Annotated in this window: 15 protein-coding genes, 2 pseudogenes and 2 riboswitches; of the genes and pseudogenes, 8 read left to right on the forward strand and 9 right to left on the reverse strand. The window is 71.3% G+C overall.

Annotated elements, in window-relative coordinates:
- The first annotated feature begins 30 nt into the window (after positions 1-30).
- Together OHA17_RS02535 and OHA17_RS02540 are read left to right on the forward strand one after the other, a co-directional pair.
- Positions 31-2,196: a M4 family metallopeptidase gene (locus OHA17_RS02535; RefSeq protein WP_406503610.1), complete on the forward strand. Its 2,166-nt coding sequence runs from the start codon at positions 31-33 to the stop codon at positions 2,194-2,196.
- Positions 2,197-2,413: 217 nt separating this feature from the next.
- The gene (locus tag OHA17_RS02540) at positions 2,414-5,245 is read left to right on the forward strand and encodes an AAA family ATPase (protein WP_406503612.1); all 2,832 of its coding nucleotides are present in this window, start codon (positions 2,414-2,416) and stop codon (positions 5,243-5,245) included.
- 54 nt (positions 5,246-5,299) lie between these two features.
- On the opposite strand, the gene OHA17_RS02545 is transcribed toward OHA17_RS02540, so the two are convergent.
- The gene (locus tag OHA17_RS02545; RefSeq protein WP_406503614.1) at positions 5,300-6,490 is read right to left on the reverse strand and encodes an enoyl-[acyl-carrier-protein] reductase FabV; all 1,191 of its coding nucleotides are present in this window, start codon (positions 6,488-6,490) and stop codon (positions 5,300-5,302) included.
- Positions 6,491-6,848: 358 nt separating this feature from the next.
- Between OHA17_RS02545 and OHA17_RS02550 the strand changes: the two genes are divergently transcribed.
- A complete protein-coding gene (locus OHA17_RS02550) occupies positions 6,849-7,931 on the forward strand; it encodes a DUF5954 family protein (protein WP_406503616.1) in 1,083 nt (360 codons plus the stop codon).
- Between the two features lie 77 nt (positions 7,932-8,008).
- On the opposite strand, the gene OHA17_RS02555 is transcribed toward OHA17_RS02550, so the two are convergent.
- Positions 8,009-8,974, reverse strand: a complete 966-nt coding sequence (locus OHA17_RS02555; protein WP_406503618.1) for an LLM class F420-dependent oxidoreductase — start codon at positions 8,972-8,974, stop codon at positions 8,009-8,011.
- Positions 8,975-9,122: 148 nt separating this feature from the next.
- Here OHA17_RS02555 and OHA17_RS02560 point away from each other — a divergent pair, with 148 nt between their 5' ends.
- The gene (locus OHA17_RS02560) at positions 9,123-9,332 is read left to right on the forward strand and encodes a hypothetical protein (RefSeq protein WP_398873806.1); all 210 of its coding nucleotides are present in this window, start codon (positions 9,123-9,125) and stop codon (positions 9,330-9,332) included.
- 135 nt (positions 9,333-9,467) lie between these two features.
- Here OHA17_RS02560 and OHA17_RS02565 read toward each other — a convergent pair whose 3' ends face one another.
- Positions 9,468-9,794: a plasmid stabilization protein gene (locus tag OHA17_RS02565; RefSeq protein ID WP_406503620.1), complete on the reverse strand. Its 327-nt coding sequence runs from the start codon at positions 9,792-9,794 to the stop codon at positions 9,468-9,470.
- A 194-nt stretch (positions 9,795-9,988) separates the two neighbouring features.
- Positions 9,989-10,132, forward strand: a riboswitch (cobalamin riboswitch).
- Positions 10,133-10,172: 40 nt separating this feature from the next.
- On the opposite strand from OHA17_RS02565, the gene OHA17_RS02570 reads away from it, so the two are divergent.
- From OHA17_RS02570 to OHA17_RS02580, 3 genes are read left to right on the forward strand one after another with little or no spacing between them, the layout of a single operon-like run.
- On the forward strand, positions 10,173-10,388 hold the full coding sequence (locus OHA17_RS02570; protein WP_406503622.1) for a CbtB domain-containing protein: 216 nt from the start codon (positions 10,173-10,175) through the stop codon (positions 10,386-10,388).
- Between the two features lie 27 nt (positions 10,389-10,415).
- A complete protein-coding gene (locus tag OHA17_RS02575) occupies positions 10,416-11,282 on the forward strand; it encodes a CbtA family protein (protein WP_406503624.1) in 867 nt (288 codons plus the stop codon).
- Positions 11,279-12,016: a (2Fe-2S)-binding protein gene (locus OHA17_RS02580; RefSeq protein ID WP_406503626.1), complete on the forward strand. Its 738-nt coding sequence runs from the start codon at positions 11,279-11,281 to the stop codon at positions 12,014-12,016. The genes OHA17_RS02575 and OHA17_RS02580 overlap by 4 nt, the downstream gene beginning before the upstream one ends.
- A gap of 111 nt (positions 12,017-12,127) precedes the next feature.
- Here OHA17_RS02580 and OHA17_RS02585 read toward each other — a convergent pair whose 3' ends face one another.
- The 6 genes and pseudogenes from OHA17_RS02585 to OHA17_RS02610 form a co-directional block, all read right to left on the reverse strand.
- Positions 12,128-12,910 carry an enoyl-CoA hydratase gene (locus OHA17_RS02585; protein ID WP_406503628.1) on the reverse strand — a complete coding sequence of 261 codons (783 nt, stop codon included), beginning with the start codon at positions 12,908-12,910 and terminating at the stop codon, positions 12,128-12,130.
- Positions 12,907-13,827, reverse strand: coding sequence for a 3-hydroxyisobutyrate dehydrogenase (mmsB, locus tag OHA17_RS02590; RefSeq protein WP_406503630.1), 921 nt, complete (start codon positions 13,825-13,827; stop codon positions 12,907-12,909). Before mmsB ends, OHA17_RS02585 begins: the two co-directional genes overlap by 4 nt.
- Entirely contained in the window at positions 13,824-14,891 is a 1,068-nt protein-coding gene (locus OHA17_RS02595) for an enoyl-CoA hydratase/isomerase family protein (RefSeq protein WP_406503632.1), read from the reverse strand. Before OHA17_RS02595 ends, mmsB begins: the two co-directional genes overlap by 4 nt.
- Complete coding sequence (locus OHA17_RS02600; RefSeq protein WP_406503634.1) at positions 14,888-16,036, reverse strand: acyl-CoA dehydrogenase family protein; 1,149 nt, start codon at positions 16,034-16,036, stop codon at positions 14,888-14,890. The genes OHA17_RS02595 and OHA17_RS02600 overlap by 4 nt, the downstream gene beginning before the upstream one ends.
- Before the next feature lie 4 nt (positions 16,037-16,040).
- Positions 16,041-17,540 carry a CoA-acylating methylmalonate-semialdehyde dehydrogenase gene (locus tag OHA17_RS02605; RefSeq protein WP_406503635.1) on the reverse strand — a complete coding sequence of 500 codons (1,500 nt, stop codon included), beginning with the start codon at positions 17,538-17,540 and terminating at the stop codon, positions 16,041-16,043.
- Positions 17,541-17,763: 223 nt separating this feature from the next.
- Positions 17,764-17,950: riboswitch (cobalamin riboswitch) on the reverse strand.
- 29 nt (positions 17,951-17,979) lie between these two features.
- Positions 17,980-18,195, reverse strand: a pseudogene (locus OHA17_RS02610) (citrate/2-methylcitrate synthase); the annotation flags it as partial.
- A 76-nt stretch (positions 18,196-18,271) separates the two neighbouring features.
- Here OHA17_RS02610 and OHA17_RS02615 point away from each other — a divergent pair.
- Positions 18,272-18,783, forward strand: a pseudogene (locus tag OHA17_RS02615) (short-chain fatty acyl-CoA regulator family protein); the annotation flags it as partial.
- Between the last annotated feature and the right edge of the window lies 1 nt (position 18,784).

Below are 18,784 nucleotides of genomic sequence, written 5' to 3' on the forward strand. Positions count from 1 at the left end.
GTGTCCGTAGCGAAAGGAACCCCCACCCCCATGGAGATACGAAGAGCCGCGAGGCTCTTGACAGCCGCGCTCGCCTGCGTGTCCGCGTCCGCCATCGCCCTGCCCGCCGCCACGGCGGCGCCGACGCCGCAGCCCGTACCGGCCGGCCCCGGCGCCTTCGCGGCGGCGCCCTACACGGCCGATCCGGCACCAGCCGTGCGCAGCCGCGTCGTGGCCGCCGCGCAGAAGGCGCTGGCGGCTCACGCGGGTGCCGCGCACAAGGCCGACGGCGACGCCTTCTCGGTCCGGAACCTGGTGGTCGACCGGGACGGCTCCGCCGCCGTCCGCTTCGACCGCACGTACAAGGGTCTTCCCGCCTACGGCGGCGACGTCATCGTGCACCTGAAGAAGGACGGTACGTACCAGTCGCTCGCCACCGGTTCGGGGACCTCAGGGGCGGTCTCCACCGAGCCCCGACTGGCCGCCTCCAGCGCCGCGAAGGTGTCGACGGCCGCGTTCAAGGGTCACGTCGACTCGGTCTCCGCCGCACACCTCGCGGTGCAGCTGGAGGGCGCTGGCGCGACGCTGGTCTGGGAGACCGTCGTCAGCGGCACCCGCCCCGACCAGACACCGAGCCGCCTGCACGTCCTGGTGGACGGCCGTACCGGCAAGGTCGTACGGACCAATGACGAGGTGAGCACGTTCGCGGCCGAGGGGGCCGCGCACGCCGCCGCCTCGAAGGTCGGTGCGGCGGCGCGGGCCGCCGCACCGACGGTCGCCGGGACGGGCCAGTCGATCTACAGCGGCAGGGTCTCCCTTGACGTCACCCAGTCCGGCAGCGGCTACTCGATGACGGACCCCTCGCACGGCAACGGCTACACGACCAACCTCAACCACGCCACCAGCGGCACGGGTTCGGTCTTCACCAGCTCCAGCGGCACCTTCGGCAACGGCTCGACCAGCGACCCGGCGTCCGCCGGGGCCGACGCGCACTACGGCGCGGCGGAGACGTTCGACTACTACAAGAACGTCCAGGGCCGCAACGGCATCTTCGGCGACGGCCGGGGCGTACCGTCGCGGACGCACTACGGCAACGCGTACGTGAACGCGTTCTGGGACGGCACCCAGATGACGTACGGCGACGGCCCGTCCAACGCGCGCCCGCTGGTCGAACTCGACGTCGCGGGGCACGAGATGAGCCACGGCGTCAGCGGGGCGCTCACCGGCTGGGACGAGACCGGTGAGACCGGCGGCATGAACGAGGGCACCAGCGACATCTTCGGCACCATGGTCGAGTTCTACGCCAACAACCCGGTCGACACACCCGACTACACCATGGGTGAACTCATCAACATCAACGGCGACGGCAAGCCGCTGCGCTACATGTACAACCCCTCCCTCGACGGCTCGTCGCCCAACTGCTGGAACAGCGGCAACGGCAGCCTCGACCCGCACTATTCGATGGGCCCGCTGAACCACTGGTTCTTCCTGGCGGCCGTCGGCAGCGGCGACCACGGCTACGGCAACAGCCCGACCTGCAACAACTCCACGGTCACCGGACTCGGCAACGACAAGGCCGCCAAGATCTGGTACAAGGCGCTCGCCTCGTACGCCAACAGCAGCGAGGACTACCACCAGGCGCGCATCGACTCGCTGAAGGCCGCCGCCGACCTCTACGGCACGCACTGCACCGAGTACAACACCGTCGACGCGGCCTGGGCAGCGGTCAGCGTCACCGGCGCCGACCCCGTACCCGGCAGTTGCAACAGTCAGCCGGGCTCGCCCTCGGTGACCAACCCGGGCAACCAGAACGGCGTCGTCGGCACCGCCGTGTCCCTGCAGATCCAGGCGAGCGACCCCGGCGGCAAGACGCTCAGCTACAGCGCGACCGGGCTGCCCGCGGGCCTTTCGGTCAACTCCTCCACCGGTCTCATCTCCGGTACTCCGACGACCGCGGGCACCGCGTCCGTCACCGTCACGGCGAAGAACACCGACAACGCCACCGGCACGGCCTCCTTCACCTGGACCATCACCGGCGGCGGCAACCCGCCGGGAGGCTGCGGCAACCTCCCGGCCTGGAGCTCGACCGCCAGCTACGTGCCGGGCGACCAGGTCTCGTACAACGGCCACAAGTGGTCCTCGCAGTGGTACTCGACCGGAGCCGAGCCCGGCGCGCCCGGCTCCTGGGCCGTCTGGAAGGACGCGGGCGCCTGCTGAGTCCCGCCTACTGAGTTACGTCAACTCCCGCACTGTGCCGGGCCGTTGGTCTTCCGACCGGCGGCCCGGTCCGCACGTCGACAGCCTGCCCGTCCAGATCTTCAATTGGTCTTGACCTTTCACCGAGGGCAGTCCTACATTCGGCGCGGCACGATGAAGGACAGGTTCATGATCGATGACTGAGGCATGAACGAAGCGGTGTCCGGGAGGGCTTGCGATGACCGAGCCGACCAGCCTGTCACCCGGCGTCGAACGCACCGCCCTCCGCGACACCGTACGGACTCACCTGTCGCGCGGAGGCGGCGTCCTCCTCACCGGCCCTGCGGGCATCGGCCGGACCACGGTGGTGTCTCAGCTGGCCGCGGAACTGGGCGCCCACGGTCACCGGGTCCTGCGCTCTTCACCCTCCCCCGCCGAACAGGACAGCCCCTTCCTCGGACTCATCGACCTGCTGACCGGCGTCGCCGACGACACCCTCGCCGCACTGGCCGCCCACGAACGAGCCGTACTCGGAGCAGCCCTGCTGCGCAGCGAGGAGACCGGTCAGGCCGCCGGGCGCGACGCGCTCGTCCTGCGGATCGCCGTCCGCAAGGTCCTCGCCCTGCTCTGCGACACCGGTCCGCTCCTGCTGATCGTCGACGACGGGCAGTGGCTCGACCGACCGACGGCGGACGTCCTCAAGTACCTTGCCCGGCGGGCCGATCCAGGCCTGTCGGTGCTCGCCACGCTGCGGACGGGGGACGAGTCCGGCTCCTCGGCCGAGCGCTCCGTACTGGAGCTGTGCGCGCAGCCGGTCCGCCGGATGTGCGTCCCTCCCCTGACCGCCCACGAGGTCGGCGAGCTCCTGGAGCGGCACGACCACCCCCGCTGGCCCCGGCCGCTCGTCGCGCGCCTGCATCACGCGAGCGGCGGCAACCCCCGTACGGCACTGGAACTCAGCTCCGCTCTCGACGAGCGCGTCCGCCTTGAGGGCGCGGCCCTGCCCGACTCGACCGAACCGCTTCCCGTCCCGGACTCCCTGCGCCGGCCGATCCTCGACCGGATCGGCGCCCTTCCCGCCGGCGCCCGGCAGACGCTGGTCATCGCGGGCACGGCCTTGCGCCCCACGGTGGAGTTGCTGCGGCGCGCGGGCCGCCACCACGTCGCGGCCGACCTGGACGCCTGCGTGCGGGGTGGCATCGTCCGCATCCTGTCGGCGTCCGACCACGGGACCATCAGGTTCCTGGATCCGCTGACGCCGATGGTGCTCCGGACCGAGACACCGTACGAACGTCTGGTGGAGGCGCACCGCGCGCTGGCCGACGCGTCCGACGACGCGGTCGAGCGCGCGCACCACATGGCGCGGCTGACGGCGGGCCCCGATCCGGTCGTGGCCGCCCGGCTCTCCGCCGCCGCCTCGGCGGCCCGCCGCCGAGGCGCTCCCAAAACCGCGGCGAGACTCGGCCGCCTGGCCGCCGAGTACACACCCGCCGGGCAGACCCACGTCGACATCGACCGCAGGCTCACCGCCGCCGAGGACGGCATCGAGGCCGGAGACCTCGATTTCGCCAGGCAGCTCGCGCACGACGTACTGGGCGACGCCGATCGGCCTGCCGACCGGGTACGCGCCTGGAACGTGGTCATCGACTCCTGCGGCCAGGCGATGGCGGAGATCGCGGACGTCTTCCCGGAGGCGGTACGCGACGCCGGTGGCGACCCCGAACTGCTGGCCCAGCTGCACTACCGGATGAGCTGGCGGGAGTGGATGGTGGGCGGCTCCGCGCCGCGCGCCCACGGCCATGCCGTCCGCGCGGCCGGGCTCGCGGCCCGGACCGGCGACCGGCGGACCGAGCTCTTGGCGCTGACCCAGCAGGCGGCCCTGGAGCTCTTCCTGGGACTCCCCGAGGCGGAGACGACCCTGGCGGCGGCCCTCGCCGCACCACACGACGCGCACGTGATGACGCACCACAACGGCCCCGTTCACCTCAAGTACCGGTTCCACCTGGTGCGCGACGAGCTGGACGAGGCACGGGCCGAGCTGCGCACCCTCGTGTACCGGCTGCGCCAGCGCGGCTCGGCCGACAGTCTGAGCCAGTGCCTCATCGGGCTCGCGCAGGTCGAGATCCAGCGCGGACGCTGTCGGCCGGCCCTGACCATCGCCCACCAGAGCCTGCGCATCGTCGAGGAGGCGGGGCTGAGTCAGGGGCCCGCCTGGTACGCGGTCTCGCTCGCCGAGGCGGCCGGCGGCAGCCTGAGCCGGGCACTCACCGCGGCGGAGACGGCCAAACGGCACAGCGAGGATGACGACGACCGGCTCTTCCTGCCCAGGGCCCTGCATGCCGAGGGAAGGATCAGACTCTTCAGCGGCCAGAGCGGACAGGCGGCTGAACTCCTCAGACGCGTAGGCGAGTTGGAGACGGCGCAGGGTCAGCGGGACCCGGCGACCCGACGCTGGCACGCCGACCTCGCGGAGGCCCTGGCCGCCGACGGCGCACCGGACGAGGCGGAGGCGGTCATCTCCCTGGCCCGCCGCCAGGCCGAGCGGCTCGGCCGGCCCGGCGTCCTGGCCACGCTGGACAGGGCGGCAGCGGCGGTCGACGCGGCCCGCGGTGAACTCCCGCAGGCGGCAAGGGAGTTGGAGAGGGCCGCGGCACGGCTGCGGGCCACCGGATACCCCCTGGAGGAAGCCCGCACCAGAGCGGTCCTGGGTCGCGTCCGGCGCCAACTCGGAGACGAGGCCGCCGCCCGTGCCGCCTTCTCCGCCGCCCTGCGGATCTTCACCAAGGCCGACGCCCGCCCCTGGGCCGCGCTGACCCGCGCCGAACGCGATCACGCGCAGGACAGCTCGGCGTGCTGGCCCGAGGCAGGCTCCTGGTCGGACCACCTCACGTCGACCGAACGCAGCGTGGTCGCCCGCGTCGCGCAGGGCGCCACCAACCGCGAGATCGCGGCGGGCCTGGTACTCAGCGTGAAGACGGTGGAGGCGGCCCTCACCCGCGCCTACCGCAAGCTGGGCGCCAAGTCACGAGTGGACATCACGCGCATGGTGATGACACGGCCAACGGCGTGAGCGCGGGGTGCTGGCAGGGCAGGGCAGGTGCCCGCCTGATCCGGCCGGTGGGTGTTACGGCGTCGGCCATACGACGGTGGTCTCGGCGGGCCGGTCGTAGTCGATGCCGGCGACGCCCCAGCCGTAGAGCTCGCGGATCTGGCCGATGAACCAGTCGGCTCCGGCCGCCGATCGGTCGAGTCCTGATTCCGGGTCGGCCCACAGTTCGCGGACCTGGTCCTGGACCCGCGGGTCGAGCTCCCAGCCGTCAAGACGGACGCGGCCCTCGTCGTCCGTCACGAGGGGGGTGGTGCCGGTGAGTTGGTCCCACAGGTCCGCTGCCTGCTGGGCGGTGGTGCGGAAGCCGTCGCCGAGGACCGTCCGCAGGAACGTGGTGTACAGGGCGATGGAGGGGATGGCGCTGGAGGCCTGGGTGACGGCGGCTCCGGCGACGACGGTCATCGCCCGGCCCCGGCCCGCGAGGACGCCCGCGTTCAGACGTCCCGCGGTCCGCTCCAGGTGCTCCTTGGCCGCGCCGATGGTGCCCTGGCGGTAGATCGGGGCGGTCAGGTCGGAGCCGATGTAGGTCAGTGCGGCGGTGGTGAAGTGGTCGGCGAGCAGGGACCGTTCGGCCAGGGCCCGCACCCACAGCTCCCAGTCGGCGCCACCCATGACCTGCTCGGTCCCGTACTTCTCCTCCTCGGTGGCGGCCTCCAGGCGGATGCTGGTGACCTTGGGGGTGTTGTCCGAGAAGTCCAGCGCCGGCGCCTCGTAGGGCTCGCCGAGCGGCTTGATCACCGAGTGGTGGACGGTGCCGGTCTCCGGGTCGGTACGGCGCGGGGCGGCGAGACTGTAGATCAGGTGGTCCACCTTCCCGAACCGCTGCTCCACCAGGTCCAGCACCTCACGCTTGCCCTTTTCGGAGAAGGCATCGGTGTTGACGAAGACGAAGTCACGGCCGGCTTCGGCGGCGAGGCGGGCCGCGGCCGCGGTGCGGTACCAGCCGGCACTGGCGGTGCGCCGCTCGGTCTCCGCACCCTCGTACGCGACGCCGACACCACGGATGCCGTGCTGACGGAGCCCGGTCAGCAGCGTGGCGAGGCCGTAACCCGCGCTGTGGCCGAGCAGCAGGACCACGGGACTGCTGCCGTCGGATCGCGGCGGAATCTGTTCCCACATGCGGGTGACCGTCGCCGCGGACCCGGTCGGGTGGGAGTTGACGATCAGGAAGCCGCGCTGCTTCGGATCGATCTGCCGGAGGGTCACGTCGGGGTCCGTTCCGCTAGGGGGTGCAAGGAGGGCGGGGCAAGGCCACGGCCTGCTCGCCCGGGGTCGTGACGGTCAGGGACCGCGCCGGATGGTGACCAGCTCGGCCGGGGCCGGGCCGTCGGTCCCGGATCGCACTCCAGATGTCCGTCATCGAAGATCGTATCGACGCCCGTGGGCACGGAACTCTCCGAGCGCACCACGGAATATCCGCTCGGTGGTTGTCGAATCCGGCCTTGACGGCATTCCTTGTCCGACCTCGACGGCTGTCCTTGAGCGATAACACCTTTCCGTGGCGAGTGCGGGAGGATCCGAAGATTCAAGGACGCCGGCGTCCTGCCATCGGCAGGATGAGGGCATGGACCATGGGGATGCGGGACCAGGCCGAGCGCGACCGATCACGGTGCGGGTGCCGGTGGAGCCGGTGGAAGCCGCCGTGGAAGCCGACGCTGTTGACGCCGTCGCGCGCATAGGGAATTTGGTCGTGCGGGGCCCGCTGTTCGGGGTGGCGGCACAGGATGACGGGGACGGACCGGCGTGGCGGGTGATCGTCGCGGTCACGCTCGGCTGCCCTCAGCAGGCCCGGGACAGCCTGAACTCGCGGCTGTGGTTCCGCGCGAAGGACGACGCGGACGGCCCGGAGGAACGGCGCGCTCTCCTGGCGGCGGTGACCCGCCTTGAGACCGAGCGGGTGGACGAAGTCGCCGTGGCCGGGACCCGGTTCCGCATCGTGCGTGCCGAGGAGTACGCGGCCGTAGGGGCCCGGGGCGCCATGGAAGGGCCGCGCCCGACCGATCCCGAGCCCCTTGTCCCCGACTGGTCCCGCGCGTCCAGGGGCCCGGAGGTCGACGACGGTCTGGTCCTCGACCCGACGGCGCCGGTCACCCCGACTCAGGTCGCGGAGCAGCTGGCACTGCGGGACCTCTGCTACGCCGGCGACCGGTTCCCCGAAGACGTACGCGCCGACTCGCGCCGGGCCCTGGACCTGCATCCGGACATTCTGCTGTTGCCGCCGTCGTTCACGGTCGTGGAGCGGTCGACGAACAGCTGGGCGCCGGTCAGCGGTCCGCATGCGAGCGCGCACTCCGCCCGCAGGTCCCTGGATTTCGCCCTGACCTGGACGTGGCCGCGCATGCGTGGCCTCATCCCGATCGACGCCGCCGTGGACGTCGACGCCCGCGCCGAGACCGAGGGCGACGGAGCCGCGCGACCACGCGAGGACCTGGCCGAGTACGCCAAGGCCGCCACCGCACTCCGGGCCGGTCGCGTCAACCGCCTGAAGTTCCAAGGCACCGTCTACCAGATCGCCCGCACCCGTCGCCTGCTGCGCTGGGGGTCCGACGGCCCCGAGGGCCCGCGCCCGTCCGACGTCAACAGCCAGGACCCCATGCGCCTCCACCCGGTGCTCGACGAGGAGGGCCGGATCGTCTCCGACGACTGACGGCGGTCGGCTCCGTCGGGGGTGCCGGGGCCGCGCCGGATCATCGCCCCGTTCGCGAGTGCGTACGGCTCAGCCCGTCACAGCTCGCGCAGCGCGGGCAGCAGCTTCTTCTCGGCCCAGTCGATGAACGGGAGTTGCTGTGGGCCGCCGATCTGAATGAGGGCGATTTCGGTGAACCCGGCTTCGGCGTAAGGGCGTACGGCGTCGACGAAGGCGTCCACGTCGTCGCCGCACGGAATGGACCGCGCCACGTCCTCGGGGGTCACGAACCGTGTCGCCGCCTCGAAGCCCGACGGGCTCGGCAGCTCCGAGTTCACCGGCCAGCCCCCGGCGAACCAGCGGAACTGGTCGTGGGCGCGGGCGACCGCCGCGTCCCGGTCGCGGTCGAAGCAGACGGGCAGCTGGCCCACCCGCGGCTTGCCGGCGCCGCCGTGCCGGTCGAAGGAGGCGAGGAGTTCCGGCTTGGCCTCGGTGGCGATGACCAGGTCGGCGGCCCGGCCGGCCAGGGCGCAGGACCGCTCGCCGGAGACGGCGACGCCGATCGGCGGCAACTCGTCGGGGAGGTCCCACAGTCGGGCGTTCGCGACCCCGAAGTGGGCGCTCTGCTGGTTGACGTAGCCGCCCTCGAAAAGCTCGCGGATGATCTCGACGGCCTCTTCGAGCATGTCGAGGCGCACCTCCGGAGCGGGCCAACCGGCGCCCACCACATGCTCGTTGAGGTTCTCTCCGGAGCCGAGTCCGAGCCGGAATCGGCCTTCGGACAGGATCTGCATCGTGGCCGCCTTCTGCGCCACGACGGTGGGGTGGTAGCGCAGTGTCGGGCAGGTCACGAACGTCATCAGCGGGATCCGTGTGGTGGCCTCGGCGGCCGCGCCGAGCACGCTCCACGCGTACGGCGCGTGCCCCTGGCTCTCCAGCCACGGAAAGTAGTGGTCGGAGGTGACGGAGAAGTCGAACCCGGCACGCTCCGCGGCGACCAGATCCGCCACGAGCTCGCGCGGACCCGTCTGCTCAGTCATCATTGTGTAGCCGATTTGCACCATATTTCACGACTAACCGTGCTGCGCCGATGGAAAACATCGGCCCGCTGTCCGTTTGCGGGTTCCCGACCGCATCGGTTGCGCCGAATCGCTTCCGGTGCGTGACAGGGGGCTACGCGGTCCGCAGACCGTCCGCCGTCGAGGAGTCGTCATGGTCATAGTGGCCGTTCTCATCCCGCCGCTGCTCCTTGGCGTGCTGCTGGCCCTCGGCCGGTACGAGGAGCGCCTCCTCGGCGCCCCCACACCGATCGAGGACCGGCTGCGCGAGCGGCGCGGGTACGCGGTGCCGGACCGCCCGTCCGAACAGCCGCGGCGGCCCGCCCGGCCTGCACCGTCGCGCAAGGTGGGGCCGCCCCGGTGACGGTGCGCGGCCGTCCGGATCGCGCGTCCGGGCCGGTCCTGGCACGATGGACGGGCGGGCCCCACGGCCCGGCCGGTCCGTGCCCCCCGTTCAGTCCCTCGCCGCACGGAGCCGGCCGAACCGCCCGCCTCGGCCTCAACTCCCGCCGAGGGCCCGCTTGAGCTCGGCCTTGTCCATGCTGGACCGGCCATGGATGTTGCGGCGCTGCGCCTCCGCGTAGAGCTGGTCGTACGTTGGGCCCTGTGAGCCGCTGTGCGAGCGCCGGCCGCCCCGTTGGGACGAGGACATGTCCTGGATGGAGCTCTTGCTCGCGGTCCTGGACTCGCCGGCGCGGGCCCGTTCCTTGTTGACGGTCCTGGCCGCGATCTCTTCGGCGCGCTTGGCGCTCTCGCCGCGCTCCTCGGCGCTCTCCTTGATGTGCTCGTACTGGCGCTCCCGCTTGGGGCTCGATCCGCGAGGCATGCTGTCTCCTTGGCCACTCGGGGTGATCGGGGGTCACTTCACACCTTGAAACGCCGCGAGAGGCTCCGCAATCCACCGACGGTCGGGCGGGGGTTGCGTACGGCCTACGGAGGGGTCGCTGGACGCCGGTCCGGGGTCGGCGCAAGAGCAGGGCGCGGGAGAGGGGCCAGGACTTGGCAACGGCTTGATTGACCCGTTCGAGAACGGCGCCCTATGCTCCACGTGTAGTGATGAGATAAGGAAGCTGGTGAGATTCCAGCACGGTCGCGCCACTGTGAACCGACCGCCCGCGAGGGTGGCCGGTGAGTCAGACACTTGTCCGTCACTTCGCCCCGTTTGATCCAAGGGACGCAAGATCCCGAGAAGGAGGGCCCCGCCTTGAGCAGCATTTCCACATCCCGCCCGGCGTCCACGCCTGTCGTCCTGCCGGTTTCGAAGTCGGTGCTGTGGCTGGTCGGCACCGCGATCCTCGCGCTGGCCGTCTACTACTTCATCGGCGTCGACCAGGGGGCCGTCTCGGTCTTCGGCAACGACATGCACATCCACGAGTTCGTCCACGACGGGCGTCACTTCCTCGGCTTCCCCTGCCACTGACCCACACGGAAGTACGGACAACTCGACATGGAAAAGAAGCTGATACTGCGCGGCGTTCTCGTCGGCGCAGTGGCAGGGCTGCTCGCATTCGTCTTCGCACGGATCTTCGCCGAGCCGCAGATCACGAAAGCCATCGACTACGAGAGCGGGCGTGACGCCGCCCAGGCCGCACTGGACAAGGCCGCCGGCCTGCCGGTGGAGGCAGCGGACCCCGACCTGTTCAGCCGCACCATTCAGGCCAACGTCGGTATCGGTGTCGGCATGATCTTCTTCGGCATGGCCATGGGCGCGCTCTTCGCCGTCGCCTACACGGTCTGCCTGGGCCGGACCGGCGCCCTGCGCGCCCGCACGCTGGCACTGCTGGTGGCCGGTGGCGGTTTCCTCGCGATGTACCTGGTGCCGTTCCTCAAGTACCCGGCCAACCCTCCGGCGATCGGCCACGAGGACACCATCAAGCAGCGCAGCGGCCTCTACCTCATCATGGTGGTGTGCTCGATCGCCTTCCTGGTGGCGGCGGTCTGGCTCGGCAAACGGCTCCAGGCTCGTTACGGCAACTGGAACGCCACGCTGATCGGCGGCGCCGTGTTCGTCGTCGCGATCGGCATCGTGATGCTGGTCCTGCCCTCGCTCGGGCACCTGGCCTACAACAAGGAGAACTTCGGCAACCAGGCCACCGAGACACCGCTGCCCCTCAAGGACGCCAAGGGCACGATCGTCTACCCGGGTTTCCCCGCCGACGTTCTGTTCTCCTTCCGCTTCTTCTCCGTCGCCGCACAACTCCTGCTCTGGGCCGCCATCGGGCTGTTCTTCGGCCCCTTGGCCGAACGCCTTCTTGAGCCCCGCCGGGAATCCGCCGACGCCCCCGCGCAGGGCCCTGCGCCCGTCCCCGCATGACGTTCGCTCCGACGTCGGGCGCGGTGATCACCGAGATCACCGCGCTCGGGCCGTTCTTCGCCCTGCACACCCACGCCGTGGACGCGCGGCCGGTGGAGCCGTGGGTCCCGATGTCCCGGCAACTCATCGAGGCTCGCGTGTCGGCCGTACGGGGCTGGCTGGCCACGGCCGGAGAGCAGCCGCTCGATGCCGTTGAGGTACGGGTGGCCGCGTCCGTGACCCACCTCGGCCTGACCGCGAGACTGCTGTCGCCGGCCCTTGCCGCGTTCGTGCTGCACGAACGCCTTCTCACCTTCGGCCTCTCGGACGCCCACTGGCAGCCGGTCCTGGGCGGCCCCATCCCCCTGTCCGTCCCGAGCACCGCGGTGAGCGCCGGACCGGTTCCGCCCGAAGCACTCGCCACCTTCCTCGACGGCCCCATCGGTGAACTCGCCACCGCCATGCGGCCGTTCTCGCTCTCCCCCCACATCCTCCGAGGCAACATCGCGTCGGCGCTCAACGGTGCCGCGACCATGATCGCCACCGCTGCACCGGAGCTCGCGGAGCGAACCCGTACGACGCTCACGCTCCTCCTGGACAGCCCGGCCCTGCGGGATTCCGCCACCACAACCGCCAACGGCGCGTTCCGGCGCAGGAGTTGCTGCCTGATCTACCGCGCCGCCCCGGGCCACAAGGGTTCCCTGTGCGGCGACTGCGTGCTCAATCGCGACGCGGGCCGCGCCAGGAACCGTTGACGGCCCCGCAGTTCTACGAACCGTCACCGTGCGAAAGCTCGGCCCAATGCCTGCCGGCCGGGCCACCCGCCCCTGCGCGAGCGGCCCGGCGGTTCTCCTTGGACTCGGCTCCTACCGGTGGGTGAACTCCGGGAGCCGCTTCTCGGTGAAGGCCGTCATGCCCTCCTTCTGGTCCTGCGTGGCGAACACCGCGTGGAACAGGCGGCGCTCAAAGCGCACCCCTTCGGCAAGGGTCGTCTCAAAGGCGCGGTTCACGGACTCCTTGGCCATCATCGCGACGGGCGCCGACATACCGGCCACCGTCTCCGCGACCGCGAGCGCCTCTCCGAGCAGGTCGGCGACCGGCACGATCCGCGAGACCAGCCCGGCGCGCTCGGCCTCGGCCGCGTCCATGGTCCTGCCCGTCAGGCACAGTTCCATCGCCTTGGCCTTGCCCACCGCGCGGGTCAGCCGCTGGGAGCCGCCGATACCCGGGATCACCCCGAGTTTGATCTCCGGCTGGCCGAAGACGGCCGTGTCGGCGGCGAGCAGGATGTCGCAGAGCATGGCCAGTTCGCAGCCACCGCCCAGGGCGTAACCCGCCACCGCGGCAACGGTCGGCGTACGCAGTTGTCCGACCCGGTCCCATGCGGTGAACCAGTCGCTGAGATACATGTCCAGGTAGCTCCGCGGCCGCATCTCCTTGATGTCGGCGCCGGCCGCGAACGCCTTCTCCGACCCGGTGAGGACGATGCAGCCCACGTCCGGGTCACGGTCAAGTGCCTCGGTGGCGGCCACGACCTCGGCCATGACCTGGAGGTTGAGCGCGTTGAGCGCCTTCGGCCTGTTGAGGGTGACCAGCGCGGTGCGGCCCCTGCGTTCGACGAGGATGGTCTCGTACGCGGTGTCGGTCATCGGGTTCCGTTCTGTGGTTCCGCCGCCTGGGCCGCGTCGCGCAGCGCGTGGACGATGCCGGAGAAGTCCTGCCCGGCTCCACGTCCCTCGGCGAACGCGGCGTACAACTCGGCGGCGCGCAGCCCAAGTCCGGTGTCGATGCCGCCCGCGTGCAGGGCGTTGGCTGCGAGGCCCAGGTCCTTGGCCATCAGGGGCGCGGCGAACCCGGGTTCGTAGCCGTGGTTGGCGGGGCTGGCCGGGACCGGGCCGGGGACGGGGCAGTTGGTGGTGAGCGCCCAGCACTGGCCGGACGCGGTGGAGGCCACGTCGTACAGCGCCTGGTGGGACAGGCCGAGGCTCTCCCCCAGGACGAATGCCTCGCTGACGGCGATCATCGAGATGCCGAGGATCATGTTGTTGCAGATCTTCGCCGCCTGCCCCGCGCCCGGCCCACCGCAGTGCACGGCTTTCTTGCCCAGCACGGACAGGAGGGGCGCGGCCTGGGCGTACTCCGCCTCTCCTCCGCCGGCCATGAAGGTGAGCGTGCCCGCCTCGGCGCCCATCACGCCGCCCGAGACCGGTGCGTCCAGGGCCCGGTGGCCGGCGGCGACGGCGGCCTCGTGGGCCGCGCGGGCGTCGGCCACGTCGATCGTGGAGCAGTCGACGAACAGCGTGCCGGGCTTGGCGGCCGCGAGCAGCCCCTCGTCCTGGTAGAGGGCGAGGACGTGGCGGCCGGCGGGCAGCATCGTGATCACCACGTCCGCCTCCGCCGCGGCGGAGAGGGCGGATTCCGCCACCTCGACACCGGCCTCCGCGGCCGCCGACAGGGACGCGGGAACGAGGTCGTAGCCGAGCACGCGGTGACCGGCGGCGGCGAGGTTGGCGGCCATCGGGCCACCCATGCGCCCGAGCCCGATGAACGCGACGACGTTGGTCACCAGGGCACCTCCTGAGGCGATGCGGAGTCGGCCAGGCGCAGTTCGCGCTCGCCGAGCGGGGCGAAGAAGCGGGCCACTTGGTCATCGGTGACCTCGCCGAGGGAGGCGGGCGACCAGTGGGGGGTGCGGTCCTTGTCGATGACCTGGGCGCGGATCCCCTCGACCAGGTCCGGCGTGCCGAGCGCCGCACAGGACACCCGGTATTCCTGCTCCAACACCCTTTCCAGCGGCCCGAGTTGGCGGACCCGGCGCATGGCGGCCAGTGTGACCTTGAGGGCGGTGGGCGACTTGGCGTTGAGCGTGGCGGCCGCCTCCTTGGCCTCGGTCACCCCGCTCACCAGGAGCCGGTCGATGATCTCCTCGACGGTGTCGGCCGCGTAGCAGTGGTCGATCCACTCGCGCCGGTCGGCCGGCTCACCGGGCGGCGGCTCGGCCACGTGCCGGGTGAGCGCCCCGTGCACGGTCGCCCCTGCGAGATCGGCCGTCAGCGCATCGAGCCGCTCGGCCGGGACGAAGTGGTCGGCGAGCCCGCACAGCATCGCGTCGGCGGCGCCGACGGGCGCGCCCGTCAGGGCCAGATGGGTGCCGAGCTCTCCTGGGGCGAGCGCGAGGAGGTAGGTGCCGCCGACGTCGGGAACGAAGCCGATGCCGGTCTCGGGCATGGCCACGCGGGAGCGTTCGGTGACGATCCGGACGGTGCCGTGGGCCGAGATCCCGACGCCGCCGCCCATGACGATGCCGTCCATCAGGGCCACGTACGGCTTCGGGTAGCGGGCGATGCGCGCGTTGAGCCGGTACTCGTCGCGCCAGAAGTCCGCCGAGGCCGTGCCGCCGGTGCGCGCGTCCTCGTAGATGGAGCGGATGTCGCCGCCCGCGCACAGGCCGCGCTCACCGGCGCCGCCGATCACGACGGTGTGCACGGCGGGGTCGTGTTCCCAGCCCGTCAGGGCTTCGTCGATGCGGCGCACCATCGCATGGCTGAGTGCGTTGAGTGCCTTGGGCCGGTTCAGGGTCACGTACCCGGCGTGGCCTTCCGTGCGCAGGAGGACCTCGTCGGTGCTCATCGCAGGGTCTCCGTGAGCCCGCGGGCGACGATGACGCGCATGATCTCGTTGGTTCCTTCCAGGATCTGGTGCACCCGGAGATCGCGGACGATCTTCTCGATGCCGTACTCGCTCAAGTAGCCGTATCCGCCGTGCAGTTGGAGGGCGCGGTCGGCGACGGTGTAGCCGGTGTCGGTGGCGAAGCGCTTGGCCATGGCGCAGAGTTGGGCCGCCTGCGGGTCGCCGCGGTCCAGCGCTTCGGCGGCCGTACGGACCAGGGCGCGGGCGGCGGTGAGTTCGGTCGCCATGTCGGCGAGCCGGAACTGGAGCGCCTGCGCGTCGAGCAGCCGGGCCCCGAACGCCTCGCGGTCGGCGAGGTGGGCGAGGCTGCGGTCCAGGGCGCTCTGGGCGCCGCCCAGGGAGCAGGCCGCGATGCCCAGGCGGCCGCCGTTGAGGCCGTTCATGGCGATGCGGAAGCCCTCGCCCTCGGCGCCCAGCCGGCGGTCGGCGGGGATGCGGACCCCGTCGAGGACCACCTGGCGGGTGGGCTGCGCGTTCCAGCCCATCTTCCGTTCGTCGGGACCGAAGGAGAGCCCCGGGTCGCCGCGTTCGACGACGAAGGCGGAGACGCCGCCGGGGCCGTCGCCGCCGGTGCGGGCCATGACGATGTACACGCCGGAGGATCCGGCGCCGGAGATGAACTGCTTCACTCCGGTCAGCACGTAGTGGTCGCCGTCGCGTTCGGCGCGGGTGCGCAGGGCCGCCGCGTCCGATCCGGCGCCGGGTTCGGTGAGGCAGTAGCTGCCGAGGGTCTCGGCGGCGCAGAGGCCGGGCAGCCAGCGGTCGCGCTGGCCCTGGTCGCCGTACTGGTCGATCATCCAGGCGACCATGTTGTGGATGGAGAGGTAGCCGGCGATGGAGGGGCAGCCGGTGGCGAGGACCTCAAGGACGAGTACTCCGTCGGCGCGGCTGAGCCCGGAACCGCCGGATTCCTCGCGTACGTAGATCCCGGCGAGGCCGAGGCCGGCTGCGCGGCGCAGCACGTCGACGGGGAAGTGTTTGTCCTGGTCCCAGGTGATGGCGTGCGGGGCGAGCTGATCCTGGGCGAAGTCGAGGGTGACCTCGGCCAGGGCGAGCTGGTCCTTGGTGAGCAGGGTCGTGGTCACGCGGTCACCCCATCGTCGGGATGGTGAAGCTCGCGCCTTCCTTGACCCCGGAGGGCCAGCGCGAGGTGACGGTCTTGGTGCGGGTGTAGAAGCGGACGGCGTCCGGGCCGTGCTGGTTCAGGTCGCCGAAGCCGGAGCGCTTCCAGCCGCCGAAGGTGTGGTAAGCCACCGGGACCGGGATGGGCACGTTGACGCCGACCATGCCGGTGTTGACCCGGCGGGTGAAGTCGCGGGCGGTGTCGCCGTCGCGGGTGAAGAGGGCGACGCCGTTGCCGTACGGGTGCTCACTGGGCAGCCGCAGGGCCTCCTCGTAGTCGGCGGCGCGGACCACGCACAGCACCGGGCCGAAGATCTCCTCGCGGTAGATCCGCATGTTCGGCGAGACCCGGTCGAAGAGCGAGGCTCCGGCGAAGAAGCCGGACTCGCTCCCGGGCAGGGTGAACCCGCGTCCGTCCACGACGAGTTGGGCGCCTTCGGTGACGCCGATGTCGACATAGCGGTTGACCCGGTCAAGGGCGTCGCGGCTCACCAGCGGGCCGAAGTCGGCGTCCGGGTCGTCGGAGCGGCCGATGCGCAGGGTGGCGATGCAGTCCTTGAGCCGCTCGACCAGGGCGTCGGCGGTCTCCTCGCCGACCGGTACGGCGACCGAGATCGCCATGCAGCGCTCCCCCGCCGAGCCGTAGCCCGCGCCGATGAGCGCGTCCACGGCCTGGTCGAGGTCGGCGTCCGGCATCACGATCATGTGGTTCTTGGCGCCGCCGAAGCACTGGGCGCGCTTGCCGTGGGCGGCGGCGGTCGCGTAGATGTGCGCGGCGATCGGGGTGGACCCGACGAAGCCGAGGGCTTGGACCCGCGGGTCTTCGAGGAGGGTGTCGACGGCTTCCTTGCCGCCGTTGACGACGTTCAGGACGCCCGGCGGCAGACCGGCCTCAAGGAAGAGCTCGGCCAGGCGCAGCGGTACGGACGGGTCGCGCTCGGACGGCTTGAGGATGAAGGCGTTGCCGCAGGCCAGGGCGGGTGCGGCCTTCCACAGCGGGATCATCGCCGGGAAGTTGAACGGGGTGATGCCGGCGACGACGCCGAGCGGGCTGCGCAGCGAGTGCACGTCGATGCCGGTGCCCGCGTTGTCGGTGAACTCTCCCTTGAGCAGATGCGGGATCCCGGCCGCGAACTCGACGACTTCCAGGCCGCGTTGGATGTCGCCGTGCGCGTCGGCGACGGTCTTTCCGTGCTCGGACGAGAGCAGCCGGGCCAGTGACTCCCGTTCACCTTCGACGAGTTGGAGGAATCGCAGCATGACGCGGGCGCGTCGCTGCGGGTTCCACTGGCCCCATGCGACCTGCGCCTCCGCGGCGTCGGCGATCGCCGCCTCGGTGTCGGCGCGTCCCGCGAGGGGGACCCTGGCCTGCACCGCGCCGGTGTTGGGGTCGTACACGTCGGCGTAGCCGCCGGAGGTTCCGGAGGTGTGCTTTCCGCCGATGAAGTGGGTGAGTTCACGGACCATGGAAACCTGCTCTCGTCAGGTGGGCTCCGAGGAGGCGCGGCTTGGCGGCGGCGCGGCACCGATCGGGGTGCGCACCGCTGGACAAGGCGCGGGACAGCGAAGGACGAATGCCTTCGGCGAGTTACGAACGCGCGGCCACAGCCGCGCACTTCGGGTACTCCGCCGGATCACCAGGGCCGTGGTCACGTACCGGTGCCATGCGTGTCTTCTCCATCCTCGTGGACAACACGGAACACCCCACGGCCGGTATCCTGACTCCCGGATCAGCGCGCGTCGCCCGCCTTCCCGACGTGCTGGCACGTCAGTGGCGTACTGCTCGGCGACACACTCCCCGGTCACAGTGGCGGGACCGCGCCGGATTCACACCGGCTTCCCTGCACCGCGGGCTTACCCACGAACATATAGTTGGACGTCCTAGTAAGTCCACCCCGTCCCTCACTCATTGCGCAGTGGACACGGTCCGCCGGCCGGGTCCGGTGTAGGAGCCCAGCGGGCGGATGAGTGCGTTGTGGGCCGGTTGCTCGGTGATGCGGGCGGCTCATCCGGTGATGCGGCTCATCACGAAGATCGGGGTGAACGTCGGGATGCCGGAACCCATGAGGTGGTACGCGAGTCCGGCCGGGTAATCGATGTTGGGGCGGATGCCCTTGCGGCAGAAACGCGACCTCCTCGAACGAGCACCGGGCGGCGAGGTCCTGGACCGGGTAGCTGCGGTACGTAAGGGAGTTGGTCACGAGCCCCGCCTGCTGTTCCTGTCGCCGTGGCTGACGGAGGGTCAGCGAGCCTTCCAACTCGCCGCACAAATCGCCCTGTTGGAGCATGGGCCGCTCCTGGACCGCCTTGTCGACGCGGCTGGACTGACACCTGCCCGCTGTGGATGGCGTACGCGGCGTTCTCCTCCCCGGCCGCATCCTCACCCAGGTCGCCGAAATGCCCGACGGGAAGCGCTACTTCCGGGTCGCGCGGACCGTCACCCGGAGCGGGGCCGGGCATCGTCGCCGCGCGCCGAGTTCGCCATCGCCCTGGGCTGCGAACTGCGCCACGCGCACCGCTTGGTCTACGAGCGGAGGGCGTCGCCCTGGACTACCCCCGGGCGGCGACCCCGATCGGGCTCGGCTGCCTCATCTGCGGACGCCGCGACTGCGCCCAGCGGGCCCGGCCCCCGGCCGGCGGGCGGCTGGCCGTCGAACCTGACCGGCGTACGTACGTGCCGTATCCGGTGGAGACTTCGGGCTACTCCTGAC

Origin of the sequence: Streptomyces sp. NBC_00212, from assembly GCF_045206365.1 — a bacterium.
GTDB lineage: Bacteria > Actinomycetota > Actinomycetes > Streptomycetales > Streptomycetaceae > Streptomyces.

Bases quoted from the DNA above. Each gene is read 5' to 3' on its own strand.
- OHA17_RS02535 (WP_406503610.1), top strand. From the start codon at position 31: ATGGAGATACGAAGAGCCGCGAGGCTCTTGACAGCCGCGCTCGCCTGC.
- OHA17_RS02540 (WP_406503612.1), top strand. From the start codon at position 2,414: ATGACCGAGCCGACCAGCCTGTCACCCGGCGTCGAACGCACCGCCCTC.
- OHA17_RS02550 (WP_406503616.1), top strand. From the start codon at position 6,849: ATGGACCATGGGGATGCGGGACCAGGCCGAGCGCGACCGATCACGGTG.
- OHA17_RS02555 (WP_406503618.1), bottom strand. From the start codon at position 8,974: ATGGTGCAAATCGGCTACACAATGATGACTGAGCAGACGGGTCCGCGC.
- OHA17_RS02560 (WP_398873806.1), top strand. From the start codon at position 9,123: ATGGTCATAGTGGCCGTTCTCATCCCGCCGCTGCTCCTTGGCGTGCTG.
- OHA17_RS02565 (WP_406503620.1), bottom strand. From the start codon at position 9,794: ATGCCTCGCGGATCGAGCCCCAAGCGGGAGCGCCAGTACGAGCACATC.
- OHA17_RS02575 (WP_406503624.1), top strand. From the start codon at position 10,416: ATGGAAAAGAAGCTGATACTGCGCGGCGTTCTCGTCGGCGCAGTGGCA.
- OHA17_RS02580 (WP_406503626.1), top strand. From the start codon at position 11,279: ATGACGTTCGCTCCGACGTCGGGCGCGGTGATCACCGAGATCACCGCG.
- OHA17_RS02585 (WP_406503628.1), bottom strand. From the start codon at position 12,910: ATGACCGACACCGCGTACGAGACCATCCTCGTCGAACGCAGGGGCCGC.
- OHA17_RS02595 (WP_406503632.1), bottom strand. From the start codon at position 14,891: ATGAGCACCGACGAGGTCCTCCTGCGCACGGAAGGCCACGCCGGGTAC.
- OHA17_RS02605 (WP_406503635.1), bottom strand. From the start codon at position 17,540: ATGGTCCGTGAACTCACCCACTTCATCGGCGGAAAGCACACCTCCGGA.